Origin of the sequence: Kitasatospora sp. NPDC088351 (genome assembly GCF_040685575.1) — a bacterium.
In the GTDB taxonomy this organism is placed as follows: domain Bacteria; phylum Actinomycetota; class Actinomycetes; order Streptomycetales; family Streptomycetaceae; genus Kitasatospora.
In genome coordinates, this window is the sequence record NZ_JBFBIL010000047.1 from 37,785 (window position 1) to 59,772 (window position 21,988).

The window sequence follows — 21,988 nt, forward strand, 5'->3', positions numbered from 1 at the left end:
CGTGAGGTGAACACATGTCACTGCTCTCCAGCGTCAAGTCCCCGGCCGACCTGCGGGAGATCCCGGCCGCCGACCTCCCGCTGCTCGCCGACGAGATCCGCGCGTTCCTGATCGACGCCGTCACCAGGACCGGCGGCCACCTCGGCCCGAACCTCGGTGTGGTGGAGCTGACCATCGCGCTGCACCGGGTCTTCGACTCCCCGCGCGACCGGATCGTCTGGGACACCGGCCACCAGAGCTACGTCCACAAGCTGCTCACCGGCCGCCAGGACTTCTCCCGGCTGCGGATGAAGGACGGCCTCTCCGGCTACCCCTCCCGCGCCGAGTCCGAGCACGACCTGGTCGAGAACTCGCACGCCTCCACCGCCCTCTCCTACGCCGACGGCCTCGCCAAGGCCGCCCGGCTCCTCGGCCAGCACGACCGGCAGACCGTCGCCGTGATCGGCGACGGCGCCCTCACCGGCGGCCTCGCCTGGGAGGCGCTCAACAACATCGCCGAGGCCCGGGACCGGCCGCTGGTGATCGTCGTCAACGACAACGAGCGCTCCTACGCCAGAACCGTCGGCGGCCTCGCCCACCACCTCGCCACGCTGCGCACCACCCAGGGGTACGAACGCTTCCTCGCCCTCGGCAAGGAGGCGCTGCAGCGCACCCCGCTGGTCGGCCAGCCGATCTTCGACGCGCTGCACGGCGCCAAGAAGGGGTTCAAGGACGCCTTCGCCCCGCAGGGCATGTTCGAGGACCTCGGGCTCAAGTACCTCGGGCCGATCGACGGCCACGACCTCGGCGCCGTCGAGCAGGCGCTGCGCCAGGCGCGCGGGTTCGGCGGCCCGGTCATCGTGCACTGCCTGACCGTCAAGGGCCGCGGCTACCGGCCCGCCGAGCAGGACGAGGCGGACCGCTTCCACGCCGTCAACCCGATCGACCCGTACACCTGCCTGCCCGTCTCGCCCAGCGGCGGGGTCTCCTGGACGTCCGTGTTCGGCGAGGAGATGCTCGCACTCGGGGCGGAGCGGCCGGACGTGGTCGCGATCACCGCCGCGATGCTCCAGCCGGTCGGGCTCGCCAAGTTCGCCCAGGCGTACCCCGAGCGGATCTTCGACGTCGGCATCGCCGAGCAGCACGCCGTCACCAGCGCGGCCGGCCTGGCCACCGGTGGGCTCCACCCGGTGGTGGCGGTGTACGCGACCTTCCTCAACCGGGCGTTCGACCAGGTGCTGATGGACGTCGCCCTGCACCGGCTGGGCGTCACCTTCGTACTCGACCGCTCCGGGGTGACCGGTCCGGACGGGGCCTCGCACAACGGCATGTGGGACATGTCGATCCTGCAGGTCGTCCCCGGTCTGCGGCTGGCCGCCCCGCGCGACGCCGATCAGCTCCGCGCCCAGTTGCGGGAGGCGGTGGAGGTGGTGGACGCGCCGACCGTGGTCCGCTTCCCCAAGGCGACCATCGGGCCCGTCGTCCCGGCCCTCGAGCGGATCGGCGGCGTGGACGTACTGCTGCGGACCGGGCCGGAGCCCGAGATCCTGCTGGTCGCCGTCGGCACCACCGCGGCCGCCTGCCTGGACGCGGCGCGGCTGCTGCTCGCCGAGGGGTTCACCGCGACCGTGGTCGACCCGCGCTGGGTCAAGCCGGTCGACGAGGCGCTGCCGCTCCTGGCCGCGGCGCACCGGCTGGTCGTCACCGTCGAGGACAACGGCCGGACCGGCGGCGTCGGCGCCGCGATCGCGCAGACGCTGCGCGACGCCGACCTGGACGTTCCACTGCGGGTGCTGGGCCTGCCGCAGCAGTTCCTCGAACACGGCGCCCGCGGCGACATCCTGGAGGAGACCGGCCTGACCGGGACCGGGGTCGCCGCCCAGACCGCGGTCTTCGCCAAGAACCTGCTACCGACCCGAGGAGCGGACCAGCACCATGCCGGCTGACCCCGACAGCACCGAAGCACGCTTCGACCTCGCCGCCCTGCTCGCCGAACGCGGGGCCGAGCGTTATGAGTTGCACAGCCGCTACCTCAATCCGCAGCTGCCCCGGATGCTGCGCACCATCGGCTTCGACAAGTACTACGAGCGCGCCGAGGGCCCGTACTTCTACGACGCCGAGGGCCACGAGTACCTCGACATGCTGGCCGGCTTCGGCATCTTCGCGCTGGGCCGCCACCACCCGGTGGTGCGGTCCGCCGTTCAGCAGGTGATGGACCTCGACCTGCCCGACCTGGTCCGCTTCGACTGCTCGCCGCTGCCCGGGCTGCTGGCCGAGCGGCTGCTCTCCTTCGCGCCCGGGCTGGACCGGGTGTTCTTCGGCAACAGCGGCACCGAGGCCGTCGAGACGGCGCTCAAGTTCGCCCGGTACGCGACCGGGCGCAAGCGGGTGCTCTACGCCGACCACGCCTTCCACGGGCTGACCGCCGGGTCACTCTCCGTCAACGGTGAGAACGGATTCCGCAAGGGCTTCGACCCGCTGCTGCCGGACACCGCCGTTCCGCTCGGCGATCTCGTCACCCTGGCCAAGGAGTTGAGGAAAGGCGATGTCGCGGCGCTGATCGTCGAGCCGGTCCAGGGCAAGGGCGTGCAGGCCCCCCCTCCCGGCTGGCTGCGCGCGGCCCAGGAACTGCTGCACGAGCACAAAGCGCTGCTGATCTGCGACGAGGTGCAGACCGGGATCGGCCGGACCGGTGAGTTCTTCGCCTACCAGCACGAGGAGGGGGTACTGCCGGACCTGGTCTGCGTCGCCAAGGCGCTCTCCGGCGGGTATGTGCCGGTCGGGGCGACGCTCGGCAAGAGCTGCATCTTCGAGAAGGTGTACTCCTCGATGGACCGGGTGCTGGTCCACTCGGCCAGCTTCGGCTCCAACGCCCAGGCGATGGCGGCCGGCCTGGCGACCCTGGAGGTGATGCGGGACGAGAAGGTGGTCGAGAACGCCCGCCGGGTCGGCGATCTGTTCCGGGAGCGGCTGACCGCGCTGACCGGGAAGTACGAGCTGCTGGCCGAGGTCCGGGGCCGGGGCCTGATGATCGGTATCGAGTTCGGCCGGCCGAAGTCGCTCAAGCTGCGCACCGGCTGGACGGCTCTCCAGGCCGCCCGCAAGGGCTTGTTCGCGCAGATGGTGGTCGTACCGCTGCTCCAGCGGCACCGGATTCTCACCCAGGTCTCCGGTGACCACCTGGAGGTGATCAAGCTGATCCCGCCGCTGATCATCACCGAGCGGGATGTGGACCGGTTCATCGACGCGTTCACCGATGTCATGGACGACGCGCACCGGGGCAGCGGCCTGATGTGGGACTTCGGCCGGACGCTGGTGAAGCAGGCGGTCGGCAACCGCTGAGCGCCGCGGTCGGCCCGGTCGGCGGCGGAGGGTACGGGCACGGGGTGGGAGGTCGGCGGGCCGACTTCCCACCCCGTGGGAGATACCGCGTCAGAGCTCTGTCCGGCGGCGCCGGATGACGACGACGAGATCGACGACGGCGAACAGGGTGAGCAGCCCGCAGGCCACCGCGAAACCGGTGAGGGTGCCCCGGCTGGGGGCGCCGTACGCGGGGGAGTTGGCCGCCCAGATCGCGAAGGCCGCGGTGGCGAGGGCGAACAGTGGTGTGAAGGTGAGTGAGAGCAGATAACGCAGCTTGAGGTCGCTGCGGGCGGTGGCGGGCTCGGTGCCGCTGCGCCACCGGCGCGGGGTGGTGGTGCGCATGTCCGTTCACCTCCCGGATCCGGGTGCGGCCGGTGTGGGCGGTCTACGATTCCAGCGTACGTCCGGGGCGAGCAGGGGAGCGGCGATGGCGGACGCGGAGGGCTATGCGGGGCTGCGGGTGGAACGGGCCGAGGAGCTGGCCCGTCGGCACGGCTGGGCCTCGGTCCGGGTGCTGCCGCCCGGGGCGATGATGACCATGGACCACCGGGAGGGCCGGCTCAACCTCGCGGTGCGCGACGGGGTGGTGGAGCGCAGCTGGGAGGGGTAGGGCCGGCCGGCCTCCGGGAGCCGGTGAGCCGCCGCTCGGCGGCGGCGACCAGGGGTTCGAGCAGGGGCAGCGAGAGCAGCACCAGCAGGCCGGCGGCCCAGCCGGCCAGGACGTCGGTGACCCAGTGGGTGCCGAGGTAGAGGGTGGTGAGCCCGACCGAGCAGGCGGTGGCGGCGGCGAGCACCGCGCCGGTGCGCCGCCAGCGGGCCGCCAGGTAGGCCAGGACGCCCCAGGTGACCACGGCGTTGGCGGTGTGCCCGGACGGGAATATGGTGCCGCCGGAGAACAGCTCGGGCGAGCCGACGTACTGGGCGTAGTGCGGGCCGAGGCGGCCGGTGGCGATCTTCACCGCGCCGACGGTGGCGTTGAGCAGCAGCAGGGCCACAGCCATCACCAGCAGGGGGCGCAGCCGCCGTAGCCGGTGGGCGCGCCAGCCGAGCCAGGCGAAGGCCGCGACGGCGGACGGACCGCGCTGCCCGGCCACCACCCAGATGTCCAGCAGTGGCTCCAGGCTGGGCCAGCGTTCGTACGGGCGCATCAGCCGTACCGACCAGTCGAGGTCGACCAGCGCGGTGTTGAGCAGCACGCCGGCCACCACCAGCAGATAGCCGAGGGCGGTGAGGGCCAGCGGTCCGGCCTGCCGCCGGGCCGTCGGCGGACCGGACGCCGCGGGGGTGGGGCGTGGGCGCTCGCGGCGGGAGGTCAGGTTCTCCGGCAGTTCACTCGGCGCTTGCACGGTGGTGACGGTACCCACCTGTCCGGCGGCAGTCCCCGGGGAGTGGAGATTTTCCGGGGAAATCGGGGACAAGGCTGAAATATAGCTGCTTGGAGGTGCTTTCCCGATATTCTTCCGTCGAATATCGATGTGGCCTTCGAATGGTTATTCCAAAGGGTGTGCAAAGCGAACGGAGTGGGAGGCCGGTCGGCCGGCTTCCCACTCCGTGGTAACCCTGCGTAGGTTCGGTGCTCAGTCGAGGGGGCCGCCGGCCACGTAGATCACCTGTCCGGAGACGAAGCCCGCACCCTCGCCGGCGAGGAACGAGATGGTGTGCGCCACGTCCTCCGGGACGCCGACCCGCTGGACCGGGATCTGGCCGGCGGCGGCGCGCTTGAAGTCCTCGAAGTCCATGCCGACCCGGGCGGCGGTGGCGGCCGTCATGTCGGTGGCGATGAAGCCGGGGGCGACGGCGTTGGCGGTGATGCCGAACTTGCCCAGCTCGATGGCCAGGGTCTTGGTGAAGCCCTGCAGACCCGCCTTGGCGGCGGAGTAGTTGGCCTGGCCGCGGTTGCCCTGGGCGGAGGACGAGGACAGGTTGACGATCCGGCCGAAGCCGGCGTCCACCATGTGCTTCTGCACCGCCCGGGTCATCAGGAAGGCGCCGCGCAGATGAACGTTCATCACCGTGTCCCAGTCGGACTCGGACATCTTGAAGAGCAGGTTGTCGCGCAGCACGCCCGCGTTGTTCACGAGGACGACCGGGGCGCCGAGTTCGGCGGCGATGCGGTCGACCGCGGCCTGTACCTGCCCGGCGTCCGAGACGTCGGCGCCGACGGCGAGGGCGAGGCCGCCCGCCGCGGTGATCCGGTCGACGGTGTCCTTGCAGGCCGCCTCGTCCAGGTCGAGGACGGCGACGGCGTACCCGTCGGAGGCCAGGCGCAGCGCGGTGGCGGCGCCCAGGCCGCGCGCGGCGCCGGTGACGACGGCGACCCTGGGGGCGGTGCTCTGCTCGGTCATGCTCGCTCTCGTCTCTCTTGGTGGACCGCTGAGGTGGCCACACCTTACCCGCGAGTAGGGTGCCCGGCCAGGGTGGAGAGCCGCAGGTGACCGAGGGTAAGGACCGACCGGTCGGCTTTCTCCTGCGAACGGGTTACGGTCGGGGCGACGCGGCGAGTAAATATGCCAATGTTGCCGAACCTGCGTCTACTATCCGCCCCCGCCTGCCAGCGAGGGCCCGCCGTTTGTATAGTGTCCGCCAGCAGCCACCGGCTGCACGGCTGGAGCGCCCTCCCTCACAGCGGGACGCCCACTCGCCGTTACTGCCCCACCCGGGTGTCCCACACACACCGGGTGTGACATCGGGACGGATACATGGTGCTGGGGGAGATCCCGACGACCCGCGTGTCCGCGCGACTGCAGCAGTCGCCCGGACACCTCATCCGCGTTGCACAGCAGGTACACACCCGTCTGTGGTCCGAACATGTCGGAGCCGATCTCACGGCCCCGCAGTTCGCCGTACTGCTGGTCCTCGCCCTGGAACCGGGCGCTGACCAGCGGACGGTCGGCGAGAGAGCCTCGCTGGACAAGGCCACGATGGCCGAGATGGTCGCTCGGCTGGTCCGTCGTGGACTGGTGCTGCGAAGGCGCGATCCGGCCGACGGCCGGCGCAAGCTGCTCGCTCTCTCGCAGAGCGGCGCCCAGGCGGTGCGCGAGGCCACCGGCGGAGTGGTCCGCGTGCAGCGCACGCTCTTCGAGCCGCTCACGGCCGAGGAGCAGCTGGAAATCGTCCGCGTGATGGCCAAGATAGCCAGGCTGGAGCCCGCTGCGGTCGCCGTCCTCACGGACGCGCGGCCGATGCTGGACGCCCAGCGGGCGATCGGCTATCTGATCAGGGTGAGCCAGCAGGTTCACACCAAACTCTGGTCGGAGCACGTCGGTTCGGACCTGACGGCGCCGCAGTACGCGGTGCTGGACGCGCTCGAACTGGAGCCGGGCGCCGATCAGCGGACGGTCGGCGAGCTGGCCTCGCTGGACAAGGCCACGATGGCCGAGATGGTCAGCCGTCTCGTCCGGCGCGGTCTGGTGCAGCGTCGGCGCGACCCCTCGGACGGGCGGCGCAACCTGCTGTCGCTCTCGCCGGCGGGGCAGGACCTGCTGCACCGCTCGGCCGCGGGCGTGGCGGAGGTTCAGCGGTTGTTGCTGGCCGCGCTGGAAGAGGAGGAACACGCACCCGCCCTGGCGTTGATCGCCAAGGCGGCCAGGCTCTAGGCGCCCTTCCTCGCGCGCTAGCCAAAACGATTCGCCACCGTGCCGGAGGCCCTCCTGTCGAGGGCCGAAGGAGCGTGGTCGGACCGGTCGGTAGGGCTGCGCGCCGAGCGGCGGGAAGGTTCCGGCCGACGTCGCGGGCCCTTCACACCGAAGGCCGCCCACCCCGAACGGGGTGGGCGGCCTTCGGTGTTGACGTTCGGTCGGGGGCGGTGCCGTCGAACACCGGTCCGGCGTCGACGGCGCCGAGGCGGCGTCAGTTCCAGTCGAAGCTCTGCGGGTCCGGGCCGATCCGCTCGCCGGTGGCGATGCCGGCGATCGCGGTCAGGTCGGCCGCGTCCAGCTCGAAGCCGGTGACGTCCAGGTTCTCCTTGATCCGGGCCGGGGTGACCGACTTCGGGATCGCGATGATGCCGCTCTGCAGGTGCCAGCGGAGCACCACCTGGGCGACGGTGCGGCCGTGCTTCTCGGCGATCTTCACCAGCACCGGGTCGGCCAGCAGCTCCTTGCCCTGGCCCAGCGGGCTCCAGGCCTCGGTGGCGATGCCGTGCTGGGCGTGGAAGGCGCGCAGTTCGCCCTGCGGGAAGTACGGGTGCAGCTCGACCTGGTTCAGCACCGGGGCCACCGAGGCCTCGTCGAGCAGGCGGGTGAGCTGCTCGGCGCCGAAGTTGGAGACGCCGATGGACTTCACCCGGCCGCCGGCGAGCAGCTGCTCCAGGCCCTTCCAGACGTTCAGGAAGCTGCCGTGCATCGGGCGCGGCCAGTGGATCAGGTAGAGGTCCACGTAGTCCAGGCCGAGCTTGGCCAGCGAGGCGTCGAACTCGCGCAGTACCGCGTCGCGGCCCTGCTCGCCGGACCAGTCGCGGGTGCCGGAGTTCCACAGCTTGGTGGTGATGTAGAGGTCCTCGCGGGCCACGCCGCCCGCGAGCGCCTCGGTGATCGCCTGGCCGGTGCCGGCCTCGTTCTCGTAGATCGCCGCCGTGTCGATCGAGCGGTAGCCCGCCTGGATGGCGTTGCGGACGGCCGCCGTCGCCTCCGCGTCGGGAACCTGCCACACGCCGAAGCCGAGCTGCGGGATCTGCGAGCCGTTGTTGAGGGTGATGCTGGGGATCTTGCTCACGGGAAGGGGTGCCCTCCTGGTTGACCATCGTTTCCAGTGAAGGCCAACCGGTGGCGCCGCGGGATTGTTCCCGTCCGGCGAAAGAATTTTCCGACGCGTTGTACCGGCGTACGCAGGGGTTCTCGGCGCCGGGTCCGTCGGGCGGCCGCCGGGAAAACCTGTTGCGCAGGTCACATCCGGATTGGCAGGCTCGCTGCCATGACGTCCTGACCAGCCCCTCGCCGTGACCGTGCCGGCCGCCTTCGCCGCTGTTCCCCCACCCCTCCCGGTCGCCGTTCCGGCGCCCGGACCGCCGCCGTTCCGGTGCGCCGTGAGGTCCGAGATCCGGGCCGCGCCACCGGCCGTCCGCGCCACCCGCCCGTACCACCCGCAACGGAGCGTCATGCCGCTCAAGACCTTGCCGCTGGCCGATCCCGGCAGCCCCGATCTCTCCTCACCGCTCGCCTTCCTGCGCTGGCTGCAGCGCAGCCAGCGGCGCGGGCAGGTGCTCTCCACCTGCTGGGCGCTGCTCGAGATGGGGTGCCAGGCGGCCCTGCCGATACCGCTCGGACTGGGCGTCCAGGCCGCCGTCGACGGCGACGGCGCCGGGATCTGGCGGGCTGGGGCCGCCGTCCTGGCCCTCGCCGCGGTCGCCTCGCTCGGCGCGGTGCTGCTGCACCGTCAGGCGGTGTGGAACTGGATCCACGCCGCCACCCATGTCCGTCAGCTGGTGGCCCGTCAGGCCTCCGGCCTCGGCGCCGGGTTGTCCCGCCGGATCGCCACGGGCGAGATCGTGGCCGTCGGCAGCGGGGACGTCGAGAAGATCGGCTGGTATGTCGAGCTGATCGCCCGGCTCCGCGCCGGGGTGGTCGTCTGGCTGGCGGTGGGCTGCGCCGTGCTGGTGGCCGAACCACTGCTCGGCCTCATCGTCCTGCTCGGTGTACCGGTTCTGGCCGCCGCGGTCTGGCCGCTGCTCGGCCCGTTCGAACGGCGTTACTCCGAACAGCGCGCGCTCGGCGGCAAGGCCACCGAGCTGGCCGCCGACACCGTCGCCGGGCTGCGGGTGCTGCGCGGCATCGGTGGTGAGGAGCTGTTCCTGGCCCGGTACCGGGTCGCCTCGCAGAAGGTCCGCGCCGCCGCCGTCCGCTCGGCCCGGGTCCGGTCCCTGATGCAGGCTCAGCAGGTCCTGCTGCCGGGCCTGTTCGTGGTCGGCGTCACCTGGTACGGCGCCCACCTGGCCGCCGACGGCCGGATCACCATCGGCACCCTGGTCGCCGTGTACGGCTCCACCGCCTTCCTGGCCGCGCCGCTGCGCATCCTGGGCGAGGCCGCGCACGCCTGGAGCGTCGCCAGGGTCTCGGCCGGCCGGGCCGTCCGGGTGCTCTCGCTCAGCCGCACCGACGGCACGGCCGGGGCCGCGCTGAGCCGGCCCGGACAGGCCGACCTGTACGACCCGGCGACCGGCCTGACCGCCCGCGCGGGCGAGCTGACCGCCGTGGTCTGCGGCGACCCGGACTTCGCCGGCGCACTCGCCGAGCGGCTCGGCGGACACGTCCCGCTCGCCGACGGCGAGCAGCCGCAGCCCTCCGTCCGGCTCGGTGGCACCGAGCTGGACACCGTCCCGCTGACCGAGGCCCGGGCGGCGGTGCTGGTCCACGACAAGGAGCCGGTGCTGCTCTCCGGCACTCTGGCCGGGCTGTTCGACATCCCCGCCTCGGGCCGGGTCGCGCCGGCCGACGCGCTCGCCGCCGCCCGTGCCGACGACGTCCTGGACGCCCTGGTGGACGGCTCGCCGGACTGCGCGGGGGACGCGATGCGGGCGCGGATCACCGAGCGCGGCCGCTCGCTCTCCGGCGGCCAGCGTCAGCGGCTGGCGCTCGCCCGCTCGCTGCTGGCCGACCCGCCGGTCCTCGTCCTGGACGAGCCCACCAGCGCGGTCGACGCCCACACGGAGTCGCGGATCGCCGCCGGGCTGCGCAGGCACCGGGAGGGCCGCACCACCGTGGTCTTCGCGACCAGTCCGCTGCTGCTCGACCAGGCCGACCGGGTGGTGCTGGTGCTGGACGGCCGGGCCGTCGCGGCCGGCCGCCATCGCGAGCTGATGCACACCGAGCCCGGCTACCGGGCCGTGGTCACCCGCGACGAGGAACCGGCCGCCGTCGGGGAGGGCGCATGACCGTCGTCCGCCCCCCGGCCCGTCCGGCTTGCCCCACCCACCTGGCCCGCCCTGCCCGCGGCGAACGTCCGGCCCACCGCGACCGCCCGGCCGGAGAACAGAGGAGCACCGTATGAAGCCCCCCGCCCATCAGGAGCAGGGGCCGGCCACCACGCTGCCGGTCGGCTCCCCGGCCGCCGTGCGCTCCTACCTGCGGCTGCTCGCCCGGCGTCACCGGGCCGGCTTCTCGTCCGTGGTGGCGCTGCACTCGGTGGCCACCGTGGCCGGGCTGGTCGGGCCCTGGGTCCTCGGCACCCTGGTCGAGTCACTGGCCACCGATACCGCCGAGACCGCCGTCGCGGCCGCCGTCGGCTGGTACCTGCTGGCGCTGGTGGTGCAGTCCGCCTTCACCTGGTGGTCCCGGATGCGCGGCAGCATCCTCGGCGAGCGCGTCCTGGCCGACCTGCGCGAGGACTTCCTGGTCCGCTCGGTCGCGCTGCCCACCGGCGTGCTGGAGCGGGCCGGTACCGGGGACCTCGTCTCCCGGGGCACCACCGACATCGACCGGCTGGACAAATCGGTCCGCGAGGCGGCGCCCGAGCTGGCCGTCGCCGTGGTCTCGCTGCTGCTGGTGCTGGGCGCGCTGGTGATCACCTCGCCGCTGCTCGCGCTCACCTCGCTGATCGGCCTGCCGCTGCTGCTCGCCAGCTCCCGCTGGTACTTCCGGCGGGCCCCGCAGTCCTACCGGAACGAGTCGGCCGGCTACGCCGCGGTGAACACCGTGCTGGCCGAGACGGTGGACGCCGGGCGGACGGTCGAGGCGCTGCGCCTCGGCGACCAGCGGGTCCGGCTGACCGACCGCAAGCTCGGCGAGTGGCTCGCCTGGGAGCGGTACACCCTCTGGCTGCGGTCGGTCTGGTTCCCGACCATCGACGCGGTCTACGCCCTGGCCGTGCTCGGGACCCTGGTCCTCGGCGGGCTGTTCACCCTGCGGGGCTGGATCACCGTCGGCCAGCTGACCACCGGCGTGCTGTACGCCCAGGCGCTCGTCGCCCCGGTCGACCTGATCCTGCGCTGGTACGACGAGCTGCAGATCGGGCAGGCCTCGCTGGCCCGGCTGGTCGGGGTGCGCGAGGTACCCGAGCACGAGAGCGACGAGGACGCCCTTCCGGACGGTCGGCAGGTCCGGGCGACGGACGTCCGGTTCGGCTACCGCGAGGGCGCCGACGTGCTGCACGGCATCAGCCTGGACGTCGCCCCGGGAAGCCGGGTGGCGCTGGTCGGGCCGTCCGGCGCGGGCAAGTCCACCCTGGGCCGGCTGCTGGCCGGGATCTACGCGCCCGGCCGGGGCAGTGTCACGCTCGGCGGGGCGGCGCTGGCGAGGATGCCGGCCGAGCGGGTCCGGGCACAGGTCGCGCTGGTCAACCAGGAGCACCACGTCTTCGTCGGCACCCTGCGGGACAACCTGCGGCTGGCCGTGCCGGAGGCCGACGACACCGAGCTGCGCGCCGCGCTGGACGCGGTGGAGGCCGGTGACTGGGTGGACGCGCTGCCGGAGGGCCTGGACACCGAGGTCGGTTCGGGCGCCACCGCGCTGACCCCGCCGCAGGCGCAGCAGCTGGCCCTGGCCCGGCTGGTGCTGGCCGATCCGCACACCCTGGTGCTGGACGAGGCCACCTCGCTGCTGGACCCGAGGGCCGCCCGGCACCTGGAGCGCTCGCTCTCCCGGGTGCTGGAGGGCCGGACGGTGATCGCCATCGCCCACCGGCTGCACACCGCGCACGACGCGGACGTGATCGCCGTGGTCGAGGGCGGGCGGATCAGTGAGTACGGCAGCCACCCGGAGCTGGTGGCGGCCGGTGGTCCGTACGCGGCGCTCTGGCGCTCCTGGCGCGACGAGCGATGACGCGAACGGTCATGATCGACTACAGCTGGTGAGCGAAGGTAAACCCGCACGGGGTGAGATTGCCCCGTGTGGGTTACTCCTGGGCGCGTAACCGGACAAATCGGGTTCGCGGCCAGCAGACTGCGCGGGTGACCAAGATTTCAGACGGCTCGTCCGGTTCCAAGCGCAGCGAAATCGCGGGAATCCCCACCCGGTACATCGGGATCGGCGTCATCGTCGTCCTGGCGGTGTGGTTCCTGTTCGCCAACCTCGACAAGGTGAAGATCCAGTTCTGGGTGCTCACCGTCACCGCGCCGCTCTGGATCGCCCTGCTGGCCACCCTGCTCGCCGGCGGCGCACTGGGCTGGCTGCTGAAGGGCCGGCGCGGCAAGTGACCACCGCCCCCGGGGCCTCCGGCTTCACGCCGCTGATCGAGCTGCGCGGCGTCAACAAGCACTTCGGGGACCTGCATGTCCTGCAGGACATCGAACTGACGGTCGGGCGCGGGGAGGTCGTGGTGGTGATCGGCCCGTCCGGCTCCGGCAAGTCCACACTCTGCCGGGCGATCAACCGGCTGGAGCCGATCGAGGCCGGCACCATCGTGATCGACGGGCAGGCGCTGCCCGAGGAGGGCAAGGGGCTGGCCCGGCTGCGCGCCGAGGTGGGGATGGTGTTCCAGTCCTTCAACCTGTTCGCGCACAAGACCGTGCTGCAGAACGTCTCGCTGGCCCAGATCAAGGTCCGGGGCCGCTCCCGGACGGAGGCCGACGCCAAGTCCCGGGCGCTGCTGGAGCGGGTCGGTCTGGCCTCGCAGGCGGACAAGTACCCGGCGCAGCTCTCCGGCGGCCAGCAGCAGCGGGTCGCCATCGCCCGGGCCCTCGCCATGGAGCCCAAGGCGCTGCTCTTCGACGAGCCCACCTCGGCCCTCGACCCCGAGATGATCAACGAGGTGCTGGACGTGATGCGCCGGCTCGCGAACGAGGGCATGACCATGGTGGTGGTCACCCACGAGATGGGATTCGCCCGCGCCTCCGCCAACCGGGTGGTCTTCATGGCCGACGGGCGGATCGTCGAGGACCGCGCCCCCGAGGCCTTCTTCAGCGCTCCCGAGAGCGCGCGCGCCCGGGACTTCCTGTCCAAGATCCTGAAGCACTGAGGCGGCGCCATGAGGGAGATGACCGCCGCACGGCTGCTCGCCGTCGCCGCGCTGGCCCTGCTGCTCACCGGCTGCGGCAAGCCGGGCACCCCGCCGCCCAAGGGCCCGCAGGCCGGTGCCCTGCCCAGCTACCAGGTGCGGAACGCCGCTGACATCACCGGCTCGCCCACCCTGGACGCCGCGCGCAGCCGCGGCCACCTGGTGGTCGGCGCCAAGGAGGACCAGCCCTACCTCGGCGAGAAGAACCCGGCCACCGGGGAGTACTCCGGCTTCGACATCGAGATCGCCAAGATGGTCGGTGCCTACCTCGGGTTCGCCCCGGACCGGATCGAGTTCAAGACCATCGCCTCGGCCAACCGCGAGACCGCGCTGCAGAACGGTCAGGTGGACTTCTACGTCGGCACCTACACCATCAACGACAACCGCAAGAAGCTGGTCGGCTTCGCCGGGCCGTACTTCATGGCCGGACAGTCGCTGCTGGTGCGCAAGAAGGACAACAGCATCCACGGTCCGGAGGACCTGAACGGCAAGAAGGTCTGCTCGGCGGCGGGATCCACCCCGTACCAGCGGATCCAGCAGCAGTACCCGAAGGCCAAGCTGATCGGCTACGACACCTACTCGGCCTGTGTGGACAACCTGATCACCGGCCAGGTGGACGCCGTCACCACGGACAACAGCATCCTGCTGGGCTACGCGGCCAAGGTGCCGGACGAGCTCAAGGTGGTCGGCCCGCTGTTCTCCCAGGAGCCGTACGGGATCGGGACCCCGAAGAACGACACCGTGCTGCGCGACGCGCTGAATGACGCCCTCGTCCAGCACGAGGAGAACGGCGACTGGAAACGGGCCTTCGAGGCCACCCTCGGCCTCTCCGGCGCGCCCGCGCCCACCCCGCCGCCGATCGACCGGTACTGAGAGGGCCCGCGCTGTGAAGACGCTGACCGACAACTGGTCGATCTACTGGAACGGCTTCCTCGGCACCCTTTCGCTGTTCGCGGTGAGCGCCGTGCTGTCGCTGGTGCTCGGCGTGCTGATCGCGAGCTTCCGGGTCTCGCCGGTGAAGCCGCTGCGGATCTTCGGCACCGGCTGGGTGACCCTGCTGCGCAACACGCCCCTGACGCTGCTGTTCTTCATCGTGGTGCTGGGCCTGCCGCGGTTCGACATCACCCTGCCGTTCTTCACCTTCGCGGTGCTCGCGCTCGGTTGCTACACCTCGGCGTTCGTCTGCGAGGCGATGCGCTCGGGCGTCAACACCGTGCCCTCCGGGCAGGGCGAGGCGGCGCGCAGCCTGGGGATGACCTTCGGCCAGACGATGGGGCTGGTGGTGCTGCCCCAGGCGTACCGGTCGGTGGTCGCGCCGATCGGCAGCGTCATGATCGCGCTGGCCAAGAACACCGCGATCGCCGGCTCGTTCAGCGTGACCGAGCTGCTCGGCACCTATCGGACCATCAACGAGCTGGGCTACAGCATCGTCTGGACCTTCGTCTGGATCGCTGTCGGCTATCTGATCATCACCCTGGCTATCAGCGCCGTCTTCAATCTGCTGGAACGACGAGTGGCGGTGTCGCGATGACCGTTCAATCCTCGGCGCTGTACGACATTCCGGGCCCACGGGCGATCGCCCGGCACCGGCTGTACGGCGTGATCGCGCTGCTGGTCATCCTGGCGCTGATCGGGTGGATCGTCTACATGCTGTTCCACACCCACCAGTTCACCTACCGGAAGTGGATGGCCTTCGAGTACCAGGGCGTCCAGGAGCTGCTGCTGCGCGGGCTCGGGAACACGCTGAAGGCCTTCGGCTGGACGGTGCTGTTCGCGCTGCCGTTCGGCGCGCTGTTCGCGGCCGGGCGGCTCTCCGACCACCGGGTGGTGCGCCGGCTCTCCACGCTGGTGGTCGAGTTCTTCCGGGCCATGCCGCTGCTGGTGATGATCTTCTTCATCTTCGTCGCGCTCAAGGTGCAGCCACTCTGGGCGCTGGTGGCCGGGCTGGTGCTCTACAACGGTTCGGTGCTCGCCGAGGTGTTCCGGGCCGGTGTGCTGGCGGTGCCCAAGGGGCAGCGGGAGGCGGCGTTCGCGCTCGGGATGCGCAAGACCCAGGTGATGACGTACGTGCTGGTGCCACAGGCCAACCGGGCGATGCTGCCGGCCATCATCAGCCAGCTGGTGGTCGCGCTCAAGGACACCTCGCTGGGGTTCCTGATCACCTACGAGGAGTTCCTGCACGCGGGCAAGCTGATCGCCACCAACCTGGACTACGATCTGCCCTTCATCCCGGTGGTGATGGTGATCGCGCCGGTCTACATCGGGATGTGTCTGCTGCTCTCCTGGCTGGCGCACCTGGTCGAGCGCCGCGGCCGACGCCGCCCCAGCATGCGCGGCGGCCCGCCGGTGGCCAGGGCGGAGGTGGCGATGGGGCTGCCGCCGTCGGTGCAGCAGTAGCCGGGGGCGGTGGGGGAGACGGTTCGCTCCTGGACCATAGGTGCGGATGGGGTTATGCCAATGACCTCCAAAGTCTGCTTATGATTACCCGCGCGGGGAGCAGCGGACGGGCGGTCGGAGGGCGGTGGAGCCGGTGTTCGACTCACGCCACATCAGGACCTTCCACGAGGTCGTCCGGGCCGGTTCCTACTCGGCGGCCGCCCGCGAACTCGGCTACACCCAGCCGGCCATCACCCAGCAGATGAAGGCCCTCGAACGCACCGTCGGCGTACCGCTGTTCACCCGGGCCGGGCGGGGGCTGCGGCTCACCGAGGCGGGCGAGGCGCTCTCCCGGCACGCCGAGGTGATCCTCGGCAGCCTCTCCGCCGCCCAGCAGCAGCTCGCCGCGCTCGCCCGGCTGCGCGCCGGGCGCGTCCGGGTCTGCGCCTTCCCCAGCGCCAACGCCACCCTGATACCCGAGGCGATGGCCAGGCTGCTCGCCGAGCACCCCGGGGTCCGGGTCGAACTGCTGGAGGCCGAGCCGCCGGACTCCGTCCAGCGGCTGCTGCGCGGCGAGTGCGACATCGCGCTGGCCTTCCGCTACCCGGGCGTGGCCGCCGAACTGCCGGACGGCCTGGACGAGATACCGCTGATGGAGGACCTGCTCACGGTCCTGCTGCCGGTCGGCCACCCGCTCGGCCGCCGGCACGCCGTCCGGCTGGCGGACCTCGACGGCGAGCGCTGGATCGCCGGCTGCCCGCGGTGCCGGGCCAACCTGCTGCACGTCTGCGCGGAGGAGGGCTTCGCCCCGGACATCGTCTTCTCCACCGACGACAACCTCGCCGTGCAGAGCCTGGTCGCCGCCGGGGTCGGCATCGCGCTGATGCCCGCGCTGGTGCTCTCCTTCATGTGCCACCGCAAGGTCACCGGCCGGGCCGTCGAACCGCACCTGCGCCGCCAGGTCAGCGCGTACGTGCTGCGCGACCACCGCCGGATCCCCGCCACCGCGCTGGTGCTGGACCAGTTGCGGTCGGCCGCCGCGGCCAGGGTCGGCTGCTGAACCCATAAGCCCGCGTTGGGTAACCCTGAAGAAACCCTCGTTGGACGTGATAGGTCGGCCGGGTCGAACCTGCTGGCATGACACCCTCAGCCACGGTCGGCAGTGACCGGCTCACCGAGCGTATGGCCGCCCTGATCGGCGAGATCCGCGCCGTCGTGGACCGCGGCCTGCCTCCGGAACTCACCGCCTACCTGGTCGGCGAACGACTCGCCCCGCACCTGCTCGCCGGCCCTGACGGCGCCGACGCGCTGCTCACCGCTGGCCAGCGCGAGGGCGACCCGGACCGCTACCGTCAGCACGTCCTGCACGCCGAGCCCGACGGCGGCTTCTCCGTCGTGGCCCTGGTCTGGCTGCCCGGCCAGGAAACCCCGATCCACGACCACGTCTCCTGGTGCGTGGCCGGCGTCCACCAGGGCCAGGAGAGCGAGACCCGGTACCGGCTGGTCTCCGACGGGCGCACCGCCCACCTCGTGGAGACCGAGCACGTGGTCGGCCCGGTCGGCAGCGTCGCCGCCTTCGCCCCGCCCGGTGACATCCATCTGGTCCGCAACGCCTGCGGTTCCACCGCCATCTCGATCCATGTGTACGGCGCCGACATATCCCGGCTCGGCACCAGCATCCGGCGGGTCTACCGGCTGCCCGCCGACGGGCGACGGTGAGCGCGCGGTGGCACTGACCGTCCGGGAGCGGCACACCCGCACCCGTCTGCTGCCCCCGCTCGGCGGGGACGCCCCCGGCCTGCTGCTCGCGGCGCTCGGGGTGGCCGCCGCGATCGCCGTCCACCAGGCCGTCCCCGCCGTGCCCAAGCTGACCGCCGCCGTCGTACTCGGGATCGCGGCGGCCCACCTGCCCGGGCTGCGGCCGGTGGTCCGGGGGGTGGCCAGGTCCGGACTGTCCACCGCCGGGCGGCGGCTGATGCGGATCGGCATCGTGCTGCTCGGCCTCAAGCTCGGCCTGGACGACGTGCTCGGCCTCGGCTGGGCCACCGTCGGCATGGTGCTCGCCGTGGTCTCCGTGACCTTCGCCGGCACCTGCTGGCTCGGGCGCCGGCTCGGCCTGCCCGGCGACCAGCCGCTGCTGGTCGCCACCGGGTACTCGATCTGCGGGGCGTCGGCGATCGGCGCGGTCAGCCAGGCCGCCGGCAGCGAGGAGGAGGACGTCGCCGCGTCGGTCGCCCTGGTCACCCTCTGCGGGACCCTCGCCATCGCCGTCCTTCCGCTGCTCCAGCACCCGCTCGGGCTCGGTGAGGCCGACTTCGGGCGGTGGGTCGGCGCCAGCGTGCACGACGTCGGCCAGGTGGTCGCCACCGCGCAGACCGGTGGGGCGGGTGCGCTGCGCGAGGCCGTACTGGTCAAGCTGATGCGGGTGGTGCTGCTGGCGCCGCTGGTCGCCGGAGTCGCCGTCGCGGTGCGGCGCGCGCACCGGGCCCGCGCTGCCGGGTCGGACGGGTCGGACGGGTCGGACGGGGGAGCGGCGGGCGGGCGGGCCGGGCGCCCGCCGATCGTGCCGCTGTTCGTGGCAGGCTTCCTCGGGATGATCGCGCTGCGCAGCACCGGTGTCCTGCCCGAGCGCGCGCTCACGCTGGCCGGCGACGCCCAGGAACTGCTGCTGGCCGCCGCCCTGTTCGGCCTCGGCAGTGCCGTGCACCTGCCCAGCCTGGTGCGTACCGGCGGGCGGATCGTTCTGCTGGGCCTCGCCTCGTGGGTGATGATCGCGGGGATCTCCTACGCGGGGGTGCTGGTCACGACGTGAGCGAGGGACGCGGGGGCTCCGCTATTGTCGGGCGGGTACTCGCTCGGCGAGAGAGCCCGAGCCCGGAACCGAGCTTCGAGGAACGCCGCATGTCCACCGCACTGCCCGAACGGGACGGTTACGACGCCGTCGTCACGCTCGACCGGCGGGAGGGCCCGTTCGGCGAGGTGGTACTGCGGCAGCGCGGTCGGCACTTCGAGATCATCGCCAACGGCTGCTTCCTGATGGACACCGCCGACGGGCGTTCGGAGCGGCTGCTGATCCAGGCGGCGCTGGACGAGCTCGACCGCACCGGTGCCGCGGTGGAGCGGCCGTCGGTGCTCATCGGCGGGCTCGGGGTGGGCTTCTCGCTGGCGTACGCGGCGGCCGAGCCGCGCTGGGGCCGGATCGCCATCGTCGAGCGGGAGGACGCGATCATCGACTGGCACCGCACCGGGCCGCTGGCGGCCTTCTCGGCCGGCGCGCTGGACGACGAGCGGGTCGCGGTGCTCCACACCGATCTGCTGGAGTACCTGGCCGCGGCGGACGGCGAGCGGTACCACGCGCTCTGCCTGGACATCGACAACGGCCCGGACTGGACGGTGACCGACTCCAACGCCGGGCTGTACGGCGCGGACGGGCTGGCCGTGCTCCGGCACCGGCTGCGGCCGGGCGGGGTGCTGGCGGTCTGGAGCGCGCAGCCCTCCCCGGCCTTCGAGGAGGCGCTGCGCGCGGCCGGCTTCGCGGACGTGGTCACGCACGAGATCCCGGTCGCCCGGGGCGTGCCGGACGTGGTGCACCTGGCCCGCCACGCCGGCTGAGCGGGCGGCGGGCAGGTGCGGCGACAGCCGGGTTACTTCAGGCCGTTGTCCACGGCGGCCATCAGCTCGCCGCCGGCGGTGTCACCGTCGAAGGACCAGACCATCGCGCCGGCCAGCCCCTGGGACTTGATCCAGGCGGTCTTGCGGGCGATCTCGGTCGGGTCGTCGTAGGTGTAGAACACCGTCCCGTTGTAGAGGTACGAGAAACCGGCCACCGGATCCCGGTAGAGGGTGTAACCGCCGCTCGTGGCCAGGTCCTTGAGCTTGTGGTAGTCCTCGAACCCGGCCTCGTAGCTGCCCGGCGCGGGGCCGGTCGCGCTCTGGAAGAGGCCGTTGGTGGTGCCGCGCGGCACGCCCGTCCAGCCGCGTCCGTAGAACGGGATGCCCAGGGTCAGCTTGCTCTTCGGGGCGCCGCCGTTGACGTAGGCGTTGATCGCGATCTCGGAGCTGAACTGGCGGTCCGGGGTACTCGGGTCGCCGGCCGCGAGCTTGATCGCGGACTGCTGGTTGGTGCTCATCTCCCAGCCGCCGTGGTAGTCGTAGCCCTGGATGGTGGCGAAGTCGAAGGCGCCGAACAGGCCCGGGACGTCGATGCCCGCGGTGATCTTCGCCGGGTCGGCCGGGAGGAAGGCGCTCAGCGTGTAGTGCTTGCCGGTGGTGGTGCCGAGCGCGTCCAGCTGACGGCGGAACTCCTGGGCCAGCAGGGTGTAGTTGGCCTTGTCGGCGGGCTTGTAGATGTTGCCGAGGTGCCCGTCGGAGTTCGGCCACTCCCAGTCGAGGTCGATGCCGTCGAAGATGTTGGCCGCGCTGCCCGCGCCGCCGCGGCCGTCGATGACCGGCAGGTTCCCCTTGATGTACATGTCGATGCAGGAGCTGACCAGCGCCTTGCGGGAGGCGTCGGTGGCCGCCGCGTCGGAGAACCACTTGCTGTACGACCAGCCGCCGATCGAGATCTGGATCTTGAGGTTGGGGTACTTGGCCTTGAGCTGCTTCAGCTGGTTGAAGTTGCCGGCCAGCGGCTGGTCCCAGGTGTCCGTGGTGCCCGCCACCGAGCTGCCGGCGTCCCAGCCCTTGCCGAAGTCGGCCCAGGCGTCACCGGCGCCGTCGCCCGCGTTGGGGTCGGAGTCGTTGCCGGCCGCCTTGTTGGTGATGAAGCACTGCTTGGTGGTCGGGTGGATGTTGGCGAAGGCGTAGTTGAGCGTGGTGAGGCGGCCGGCCGAGCCCGAGGTGTCCAGCTTCTTCACGCTGTAGCCGCGGGCGTAGATGGACCACTGGGTGAAGTAGCCGATCTTCAGCGCGCCCGGGTTGGTGCCGCCCGGCTTGGTCTTGCCGGTCACCGGGCCGGAGGCGGTGGAGACGTTTCCGGCCGCGTCGCGGGCCTTCACCGTGAAGGTGTACGAGGTGTCCGGGGCCAGGTTGCCGACGGTGGCGGCGGGGTCGGTGACGGTCGCGGCGAGCGCGGTGCCGTTGTAGACGTCGTAGGCGGTGACGGCGACGTTGTCGGTGCTGGGGGCCCACGCCAGGGAGATGCTGTTGGCGTCCGAGCCGGTGACGGTCGGGGTGCCGGGGGTGGTCGGCGCCTGCCTGTCCGGGTCGGTGGGCGGCTTGGTCGTGACGCTCAGCGGACCGGCGGCGGCCGAGCGGTTGCCCGCCGCGTCGAAGGCCTGCACGGTGAACTGGTAGGTGGTGCCGGCGGTCAGGCCCTTGACCGTGACGGCGGTGGTGCTGCCGTCGGTGGTCGCCACCTTGGCGCCGTTCTGGAACACGTCGTAACCGGTGACGGCGACGTTGTCGGTGCTCGCCGTCCAGGACAGATCGGCCGTGGTCTGGGTGGAACCGGTGGACTGGAGGCCGCCGGGAACGCTCGGCGCGGTCTGGTCCCCGCCCGTGCCGTCACACGGCTGGCCGTTCAGCTTGCAGTTCAGCAGCGGCGTGTAGGTGCCCGAGTAGGAGACGTTGAAGCCGAGGTTGTACGAGCCGCCGGGCGGCAGGCTGCCGGCCCAGCTGGGGTTCTTGACCGTGACGTGGGAGCCGGAGGTGGTGTAGGTGGCGTTCCACAGCGAGGCCAGCGTGTTGGCGGTCGGCAGGTCGAACTCCAGGGTCCAGCCGTTGACCGGCGCGCTGGAACCGTTGGCGATGGTGTAGCTGCCCTCGTAGCCGGCGCCCCAGTCGCTGCCCTTGGTGAACGTCGCCGTGGCGGAGCCCGCGGCGGTGGCGGGGCCCGCGGCGGCGGTGGTGGCGGGCAGTGAGACGGCGAGTAGTGGGACGAGCAAAGTCCCGGCCGCGAGCAGCGGCAGTTTGATCCGACGTCGTTGCATGAAGATGGCTCCTGTCCTGGGGCCTCCGGGCATGCCGGGTCGCCCCGTTACCTGTGGGGAGGTGTCAGGTGCGTGGAGCAGCGTGCGGGAGCTCCGGCCGTGGGGTGGCGCGGAACGGGAGACCTCGGGCCGTCGGGGTGCCACGGAGGGTCCTGTGCTTACCGAGGGTAAAGAGCCCTTCGTCAACTGGCAATAGGTCTGTACCAGTTGGCGGCCGTGTGCATGGCAGAGCCCTGCGGCGGGCCTTGGTTGACCTGGGGCTTTGTCAACAGCATTGGGCCGGTTGGCTGTTCGGTGTGGCTTCGGTGCGGAGGGAATGGGGGTGGGGGCTTCTGGCAACGGCGCGGTGGCCGTCCCGTCTGGGGACGGGACGGCCACCGGGGCGCGGTTGGGCCTGGCGTTCGGCCTCGGCC

Annotated in this window: 20 protein-coding genes; 15 read left to right on the plus strand and 5 right to left on the minus strand. The window is 71.9% G+C overall.

Annotation, left to right across the window (positions count from 1 at the left end; all coding sequences use genetic code 11):
• Positions 1-14 precede the first annotated feature (14 nt).
• Both dxs and AB0P06_RS27215 read left to right on the plus strand, forming a co-directional pair.
• Complete coding sequence (dxs, locus tag AB0P06_RS27210; protein WP_363611734.1) at positions 15-1,925, plus strand: 1-deoxy-D-xylulose-5-phosphate synthase; 1,911 nt, start codon at positions 15-17, stop codon at positions 1,923-1,925.
• The gene (locus AB0P06_RS27215) at positions 1,915-3,321 is read left to right on the plus strand and encodes an aspartate aminotransferase family protein (protein WP_363611736.1); all 1,407 of its coding nucleotides are present in this window, start codon (positions 1,915-1,917) and stop codon (positions 3,319-3,321) included. Before dxs ends, AB0P06_RS27215 begins: the two co-directional genes overlap by 11 nt.
• Positions 3,322-3,411: 90 nt before the next feature.
• Here the strand turns inward: AB0P06_RS27215 and AB0P06_RS27220 are convergent, their stop codons facing one another.
• A complete protein-coding gene (locus AB0P06_RS27220) occupies positions 3,412-3,684 on the minus strand; it encodes a DUF6343 family protein (protein WP_363611738.1) in 273 nt (90 codons plus the stop codon).
• Between the two features lie 85 nt (positions 3,685-3,769).
• On the opposite strand from AB0P06_RS27220, the gene AB0P06_RS27225 reads away from it, so the two are divergent.
• A complete protein-coding gene (locus AB0P06_RS27225; RefSeq protein WP_363611740.1) occupies positions 3,770-3,952 on the plus strand; it encodes an I78 family peptidase inhibitor in 183 nt (60 codons plus the stop codon).
• Here the strand turns inward: AB0P06_RS27225 and AB0P06_RS27230 are convergent.
• On the minus strand, positions 3,903-4,688 hold the full coding sequence (locus AB0P06_RS27230) for a phosphatase PAP2 family protein (protein WP_363611742.1): 786 nt from the start codon (positions 4,686-4,688) through the stop codon (positions 3,903-3,905). The genes AB0P06_RS27225 and AB0P06_RS27230 overlap by 50 nt on opposite strands.
• Positions 4,689-4,919: 231 nt before the next feature.
• On the minus strand, positions 4,920-5,687 hold the full coding sequence (fabG, locus tag AB0P06_RS27235) for a 3-oxoacyl-ACP reductase FabG (RefSeq protein WP_363611744.1): 768 nt from the start codon (positions 5,685-5,687) through the stop codon (positions 4,920-4,922).
• A 384-nt stretch (positions 5,688-6,071) separates the two neighbouring features.
• Between fabG and AB0P06_RS27240 the strand changes: the two genes are divergently transcribed.
• On the plus strand, positions 6,072-6,938 hold the full coding sequence (locus AB0P06_RS27240) for a MarR family transcriptional regulator (RefSeq protein ID WP_363611746.1): 867 nt from the start codon (positions 6,072-6,074) through the stop codon (positions 6,936-6,938).
• A gap of 253 nt (positions 6,939-7,191) precedes the next feature.
• Here the strand turns inward: AB0P06_RS27240 and AB0P06_RS27245 are convergent, their stop codons facing one another.
• Positions 7,192-8,055, minus strand: a complete 864-nt coding sequence (locus AB0P06_RS27245) for an aldo/keto reductase (protein ID WP_363611748.1) — start codon at positions 8,053-8,055, stop codon at positions 7,192-7,194.
• A gap of 382 nt (positions 8,056-8,437) precedes the next feature.
• Here AB0P06_RS27245 and AB0P06_RS27250 point away from each other — a divergent pair, with 382 nt between their 5' ends.
• The 11 genes from AB0P06_RS27250 (at position 8,438) to AB0P06_RS27300 (ending at position 19,257) form a co-directional block, all read left to right on the plus strand.
• Entirely contained in the window at positions 8,438-10,210 is a 1,773-nt protein-coding gene (locus AB0P06_RS27250; RefSeq protein WP_363611794.1) for an ABC transporter ATP-binding protein, read from the plus strand.
• Positions 10,211-10,322: 112 nt separating this feature from the next.
• Complete coding sequence (locus tag AB0P06_RS27255) at positions 10,323-12,095, plus strand: ABC transporter ATP-binding protein (RefSeq protein WP_363611750.1); 1,773 nt, start codon at positions 10,323-10,325, stop codon at positions 12,093-12,095.
• Between the two features lie 128 nt (positions 12,096-12,223).
• Positions 12,224-12,469, plus strand: coding sequence for a LapA family protein (locus tag AB0P06_RS27260; protein ID WP_363611752.1), 246 nt, complete (start codon positions 12,224-12,226; stop codon positions 12,467-12,469).
• A 32-nt stretch (positions 12,470-12,501) separates the two neighbouring features.
• Positions 12,502-13,230: an amino acid ABC transporter ATP-binding protein gene (locus tag AB0P06_RS27265; RefSeq protein WP_363611796.1), complete on the plus strand. Its 729-nt coding sequence runs from the start codon at positions 12,502-12,504 to the stop codon at positions 13,228-13,230.
• A gap of 9 nt (positions 13,231-13,239) precedes the next feature.
• Positions 13,240-14,142: a glutamate ABC transporter substrate-binding protein gene (locus AB0P06_RS27270; RefSeq protein WP_363611754.1), complete on the plus strand. Its 903-nt coding sequence runs from the start codon at positions 13,240-13,242 to the stop codon at positions 14,140-14,142.
• 13 nt (positions 14,143-14,155) lie between these two features.
• Positions 14,156-14,800 (plus strand): amino acid ABC transporter permease, encoded by a 645-nt coding sequence (locus AB0P06_RS27275; protein ID WP_363611756.1) that lies wholly within the window; start codon positions 14,156-14,158, stop codon positions 14,798-14,800.
• The gene (locus AB0P06_RS27280; protein WP_363611758.1) at positions 14,797-15,666 is read left to right on the plus strand and encodes an amino acid ABC transporter permease; all 870 of its coding nucleotides are present in this window, start codon (positions 14,797-14,799) and stop codon (positions 15,664-15,666) included. The genes AB0P06_RS27275 and AB0P06_RS27280 overlap by 4 nt, the downstream gene beginning before the upstream one ends.
• Before the next feature lie 133 nt (positions 15,667-15,799).
• Positions 15,800-16,705 (plus strand): LysR family transcriptional regulator, encoded by a 906-nt coding sequence (locus AB0P06_RS27285; RefSeq protein WP_363611760.1) that lies wholly within the window; start codon positions 15,800-15,802, stop codon positions 16,703-16,705.
• Positions 16,706-16,782: 77 nt separating this feature from the next.
• Entirely contained in the window at positions 16,783-17,364 is a 582-nt protein-coding gene (locus tag AB0P06_RS27290; protein ID WP_363611762.1) for a cysteine dioxygenase family protein, read from the plus strand.
• 13 nt (positions 17,365-17,377) lie between these two features.
• Positions 17,378-18,457, plus strand: a complete 1,080-nt coding sequence (locus AB0P06_RS27295; protein WP_363611798.1) for a putative sulfate exporter family transporter — start codon at positions 17,378-17,380, stop codon at positions 18,455-18,457.
• Between the two features lie 89 nt (positions 18,458-18,546).
• Entirely contained in the window at positions 18,547-19,257 is a 711-nt protein-coding gene (locus tag AB0P06_RS27300) for a spermidine synthase (RefSeq protein WP_363611764.1), read from the plus strand.
• A gap of 32 nt (positions 19,258-19,289) precedes the next feature.
• On the opposite strand, the gene AB0P06_RS27305 is transcribed toward AB0P06_RS27300, so the two are convergent.
• Positions 19,290-21,575 carry a glycoside hydrolase family 18 chitinase gene (locus tag AB0P06_RS27305; protein ID WP_363611766.1) on the minus strand — a complete coding sequence of 762 codons (2,286 nt, stop codon included), beginning with the start codon at positions 21,573-21,575 and terminating at the stop codon, positions 19,290-19,292.
• Between the last annotated feature and the right edge of the window lie 413 nt (positions 21,576-21,988).

What these genes read in the sequence shown, in the direction of transcription:
- AB0P06_RS27215 (WP_363611736.1), top strand. Translation starts at nt 1,915, where the DNA reads ATGCCGGCTGACCCCGACAGCACCGAAGCACGCTTCGACCTCGCCGCC.
- AB0P06_RS27300 (WP_363611764.1), top strand. Translation starts at nt 18,547, where the DNA reads ATGTCCACCGCACTGCCCGAACGGGACGGTTACGACGCCGTCGTCACG.
- AB0P06_RS27220 (WP_363611738.1), bottom strand. Translation starts at nt 3,684, where the DNA reads ATGCGCACCACCACCCCGCGCCGGTGGCGCAGCGGCACCGAGCCCGCC.
- AB0P06_RS27255 (WP_363611750.1), top strand. Translation starts at nt 10,323, where the DNA reads ATGAAGCCCCCCGCCCATCAGGAGCAGGGGCCGGCCACCACGCTGCCG.
- AB0P06_RS27280 (WP_363611758.1), top strand. Translation starts at nt 14,797, where the DNA reads ATGACCGTTCAATCCTCGGCGCTGTACGACATTCCGGGCCCACGGGCG.
- AB0P06_RS27225 (WP_363611740.1), top strand. Translation starts at nt 3,770, where the DNA reads ATGGCGGACGCGGAGGGCTATGCGGGGCTGCGGGTGGAACGGGCCGAG.
- AB0P06_RS27305 (WP_363611766.1), bottom strand. Translation starts at nt 21,575, where the DNA reads ATGCAACGACGTCGGATCAAACTGCCGCTGCTCGCGGCCGGGACTTTG.
- AB0P06_RS27290 (WP_363611762.1), top strand. Translation starts at nt 16,783, where the DNA reads ATGACACCCTCAGCCACGGTCGGCAGTGACCGGCTCACCGAGCGTATG.
- dxs (WP_363611734.1), top strand. Translation starts at nt 15, where the DNA reads ATGTCACTGCTCTCCAGCGTCAAGTCCCCGGCCGACCTGCGGGAGATC.
- fabG (WP_363611744.1), bottom strand. Translation starts at nt 5,687, where the DNA reads ATGACCGAGCAGAGCACCGCCCCCAGGGTCGCCGTCGTCACCGGCGCC.
- AB0P06_RS27250 (WP_363611794.1), top strand. Translation starts at nt 8,438, where the DNA reads ATGCCGCTCAAGACCTTGCCGCTGGCCGATCCCGGCAGCCCCGATCTC.
- AB0P06_RS27270 (WP_363611754.1), top strand. Translation starts at nt 13,240, where the DNA reads ATGAGGGAGATGACCGCCGCACGGCTGCTCGCCGTCGCCGCGCTGGCC.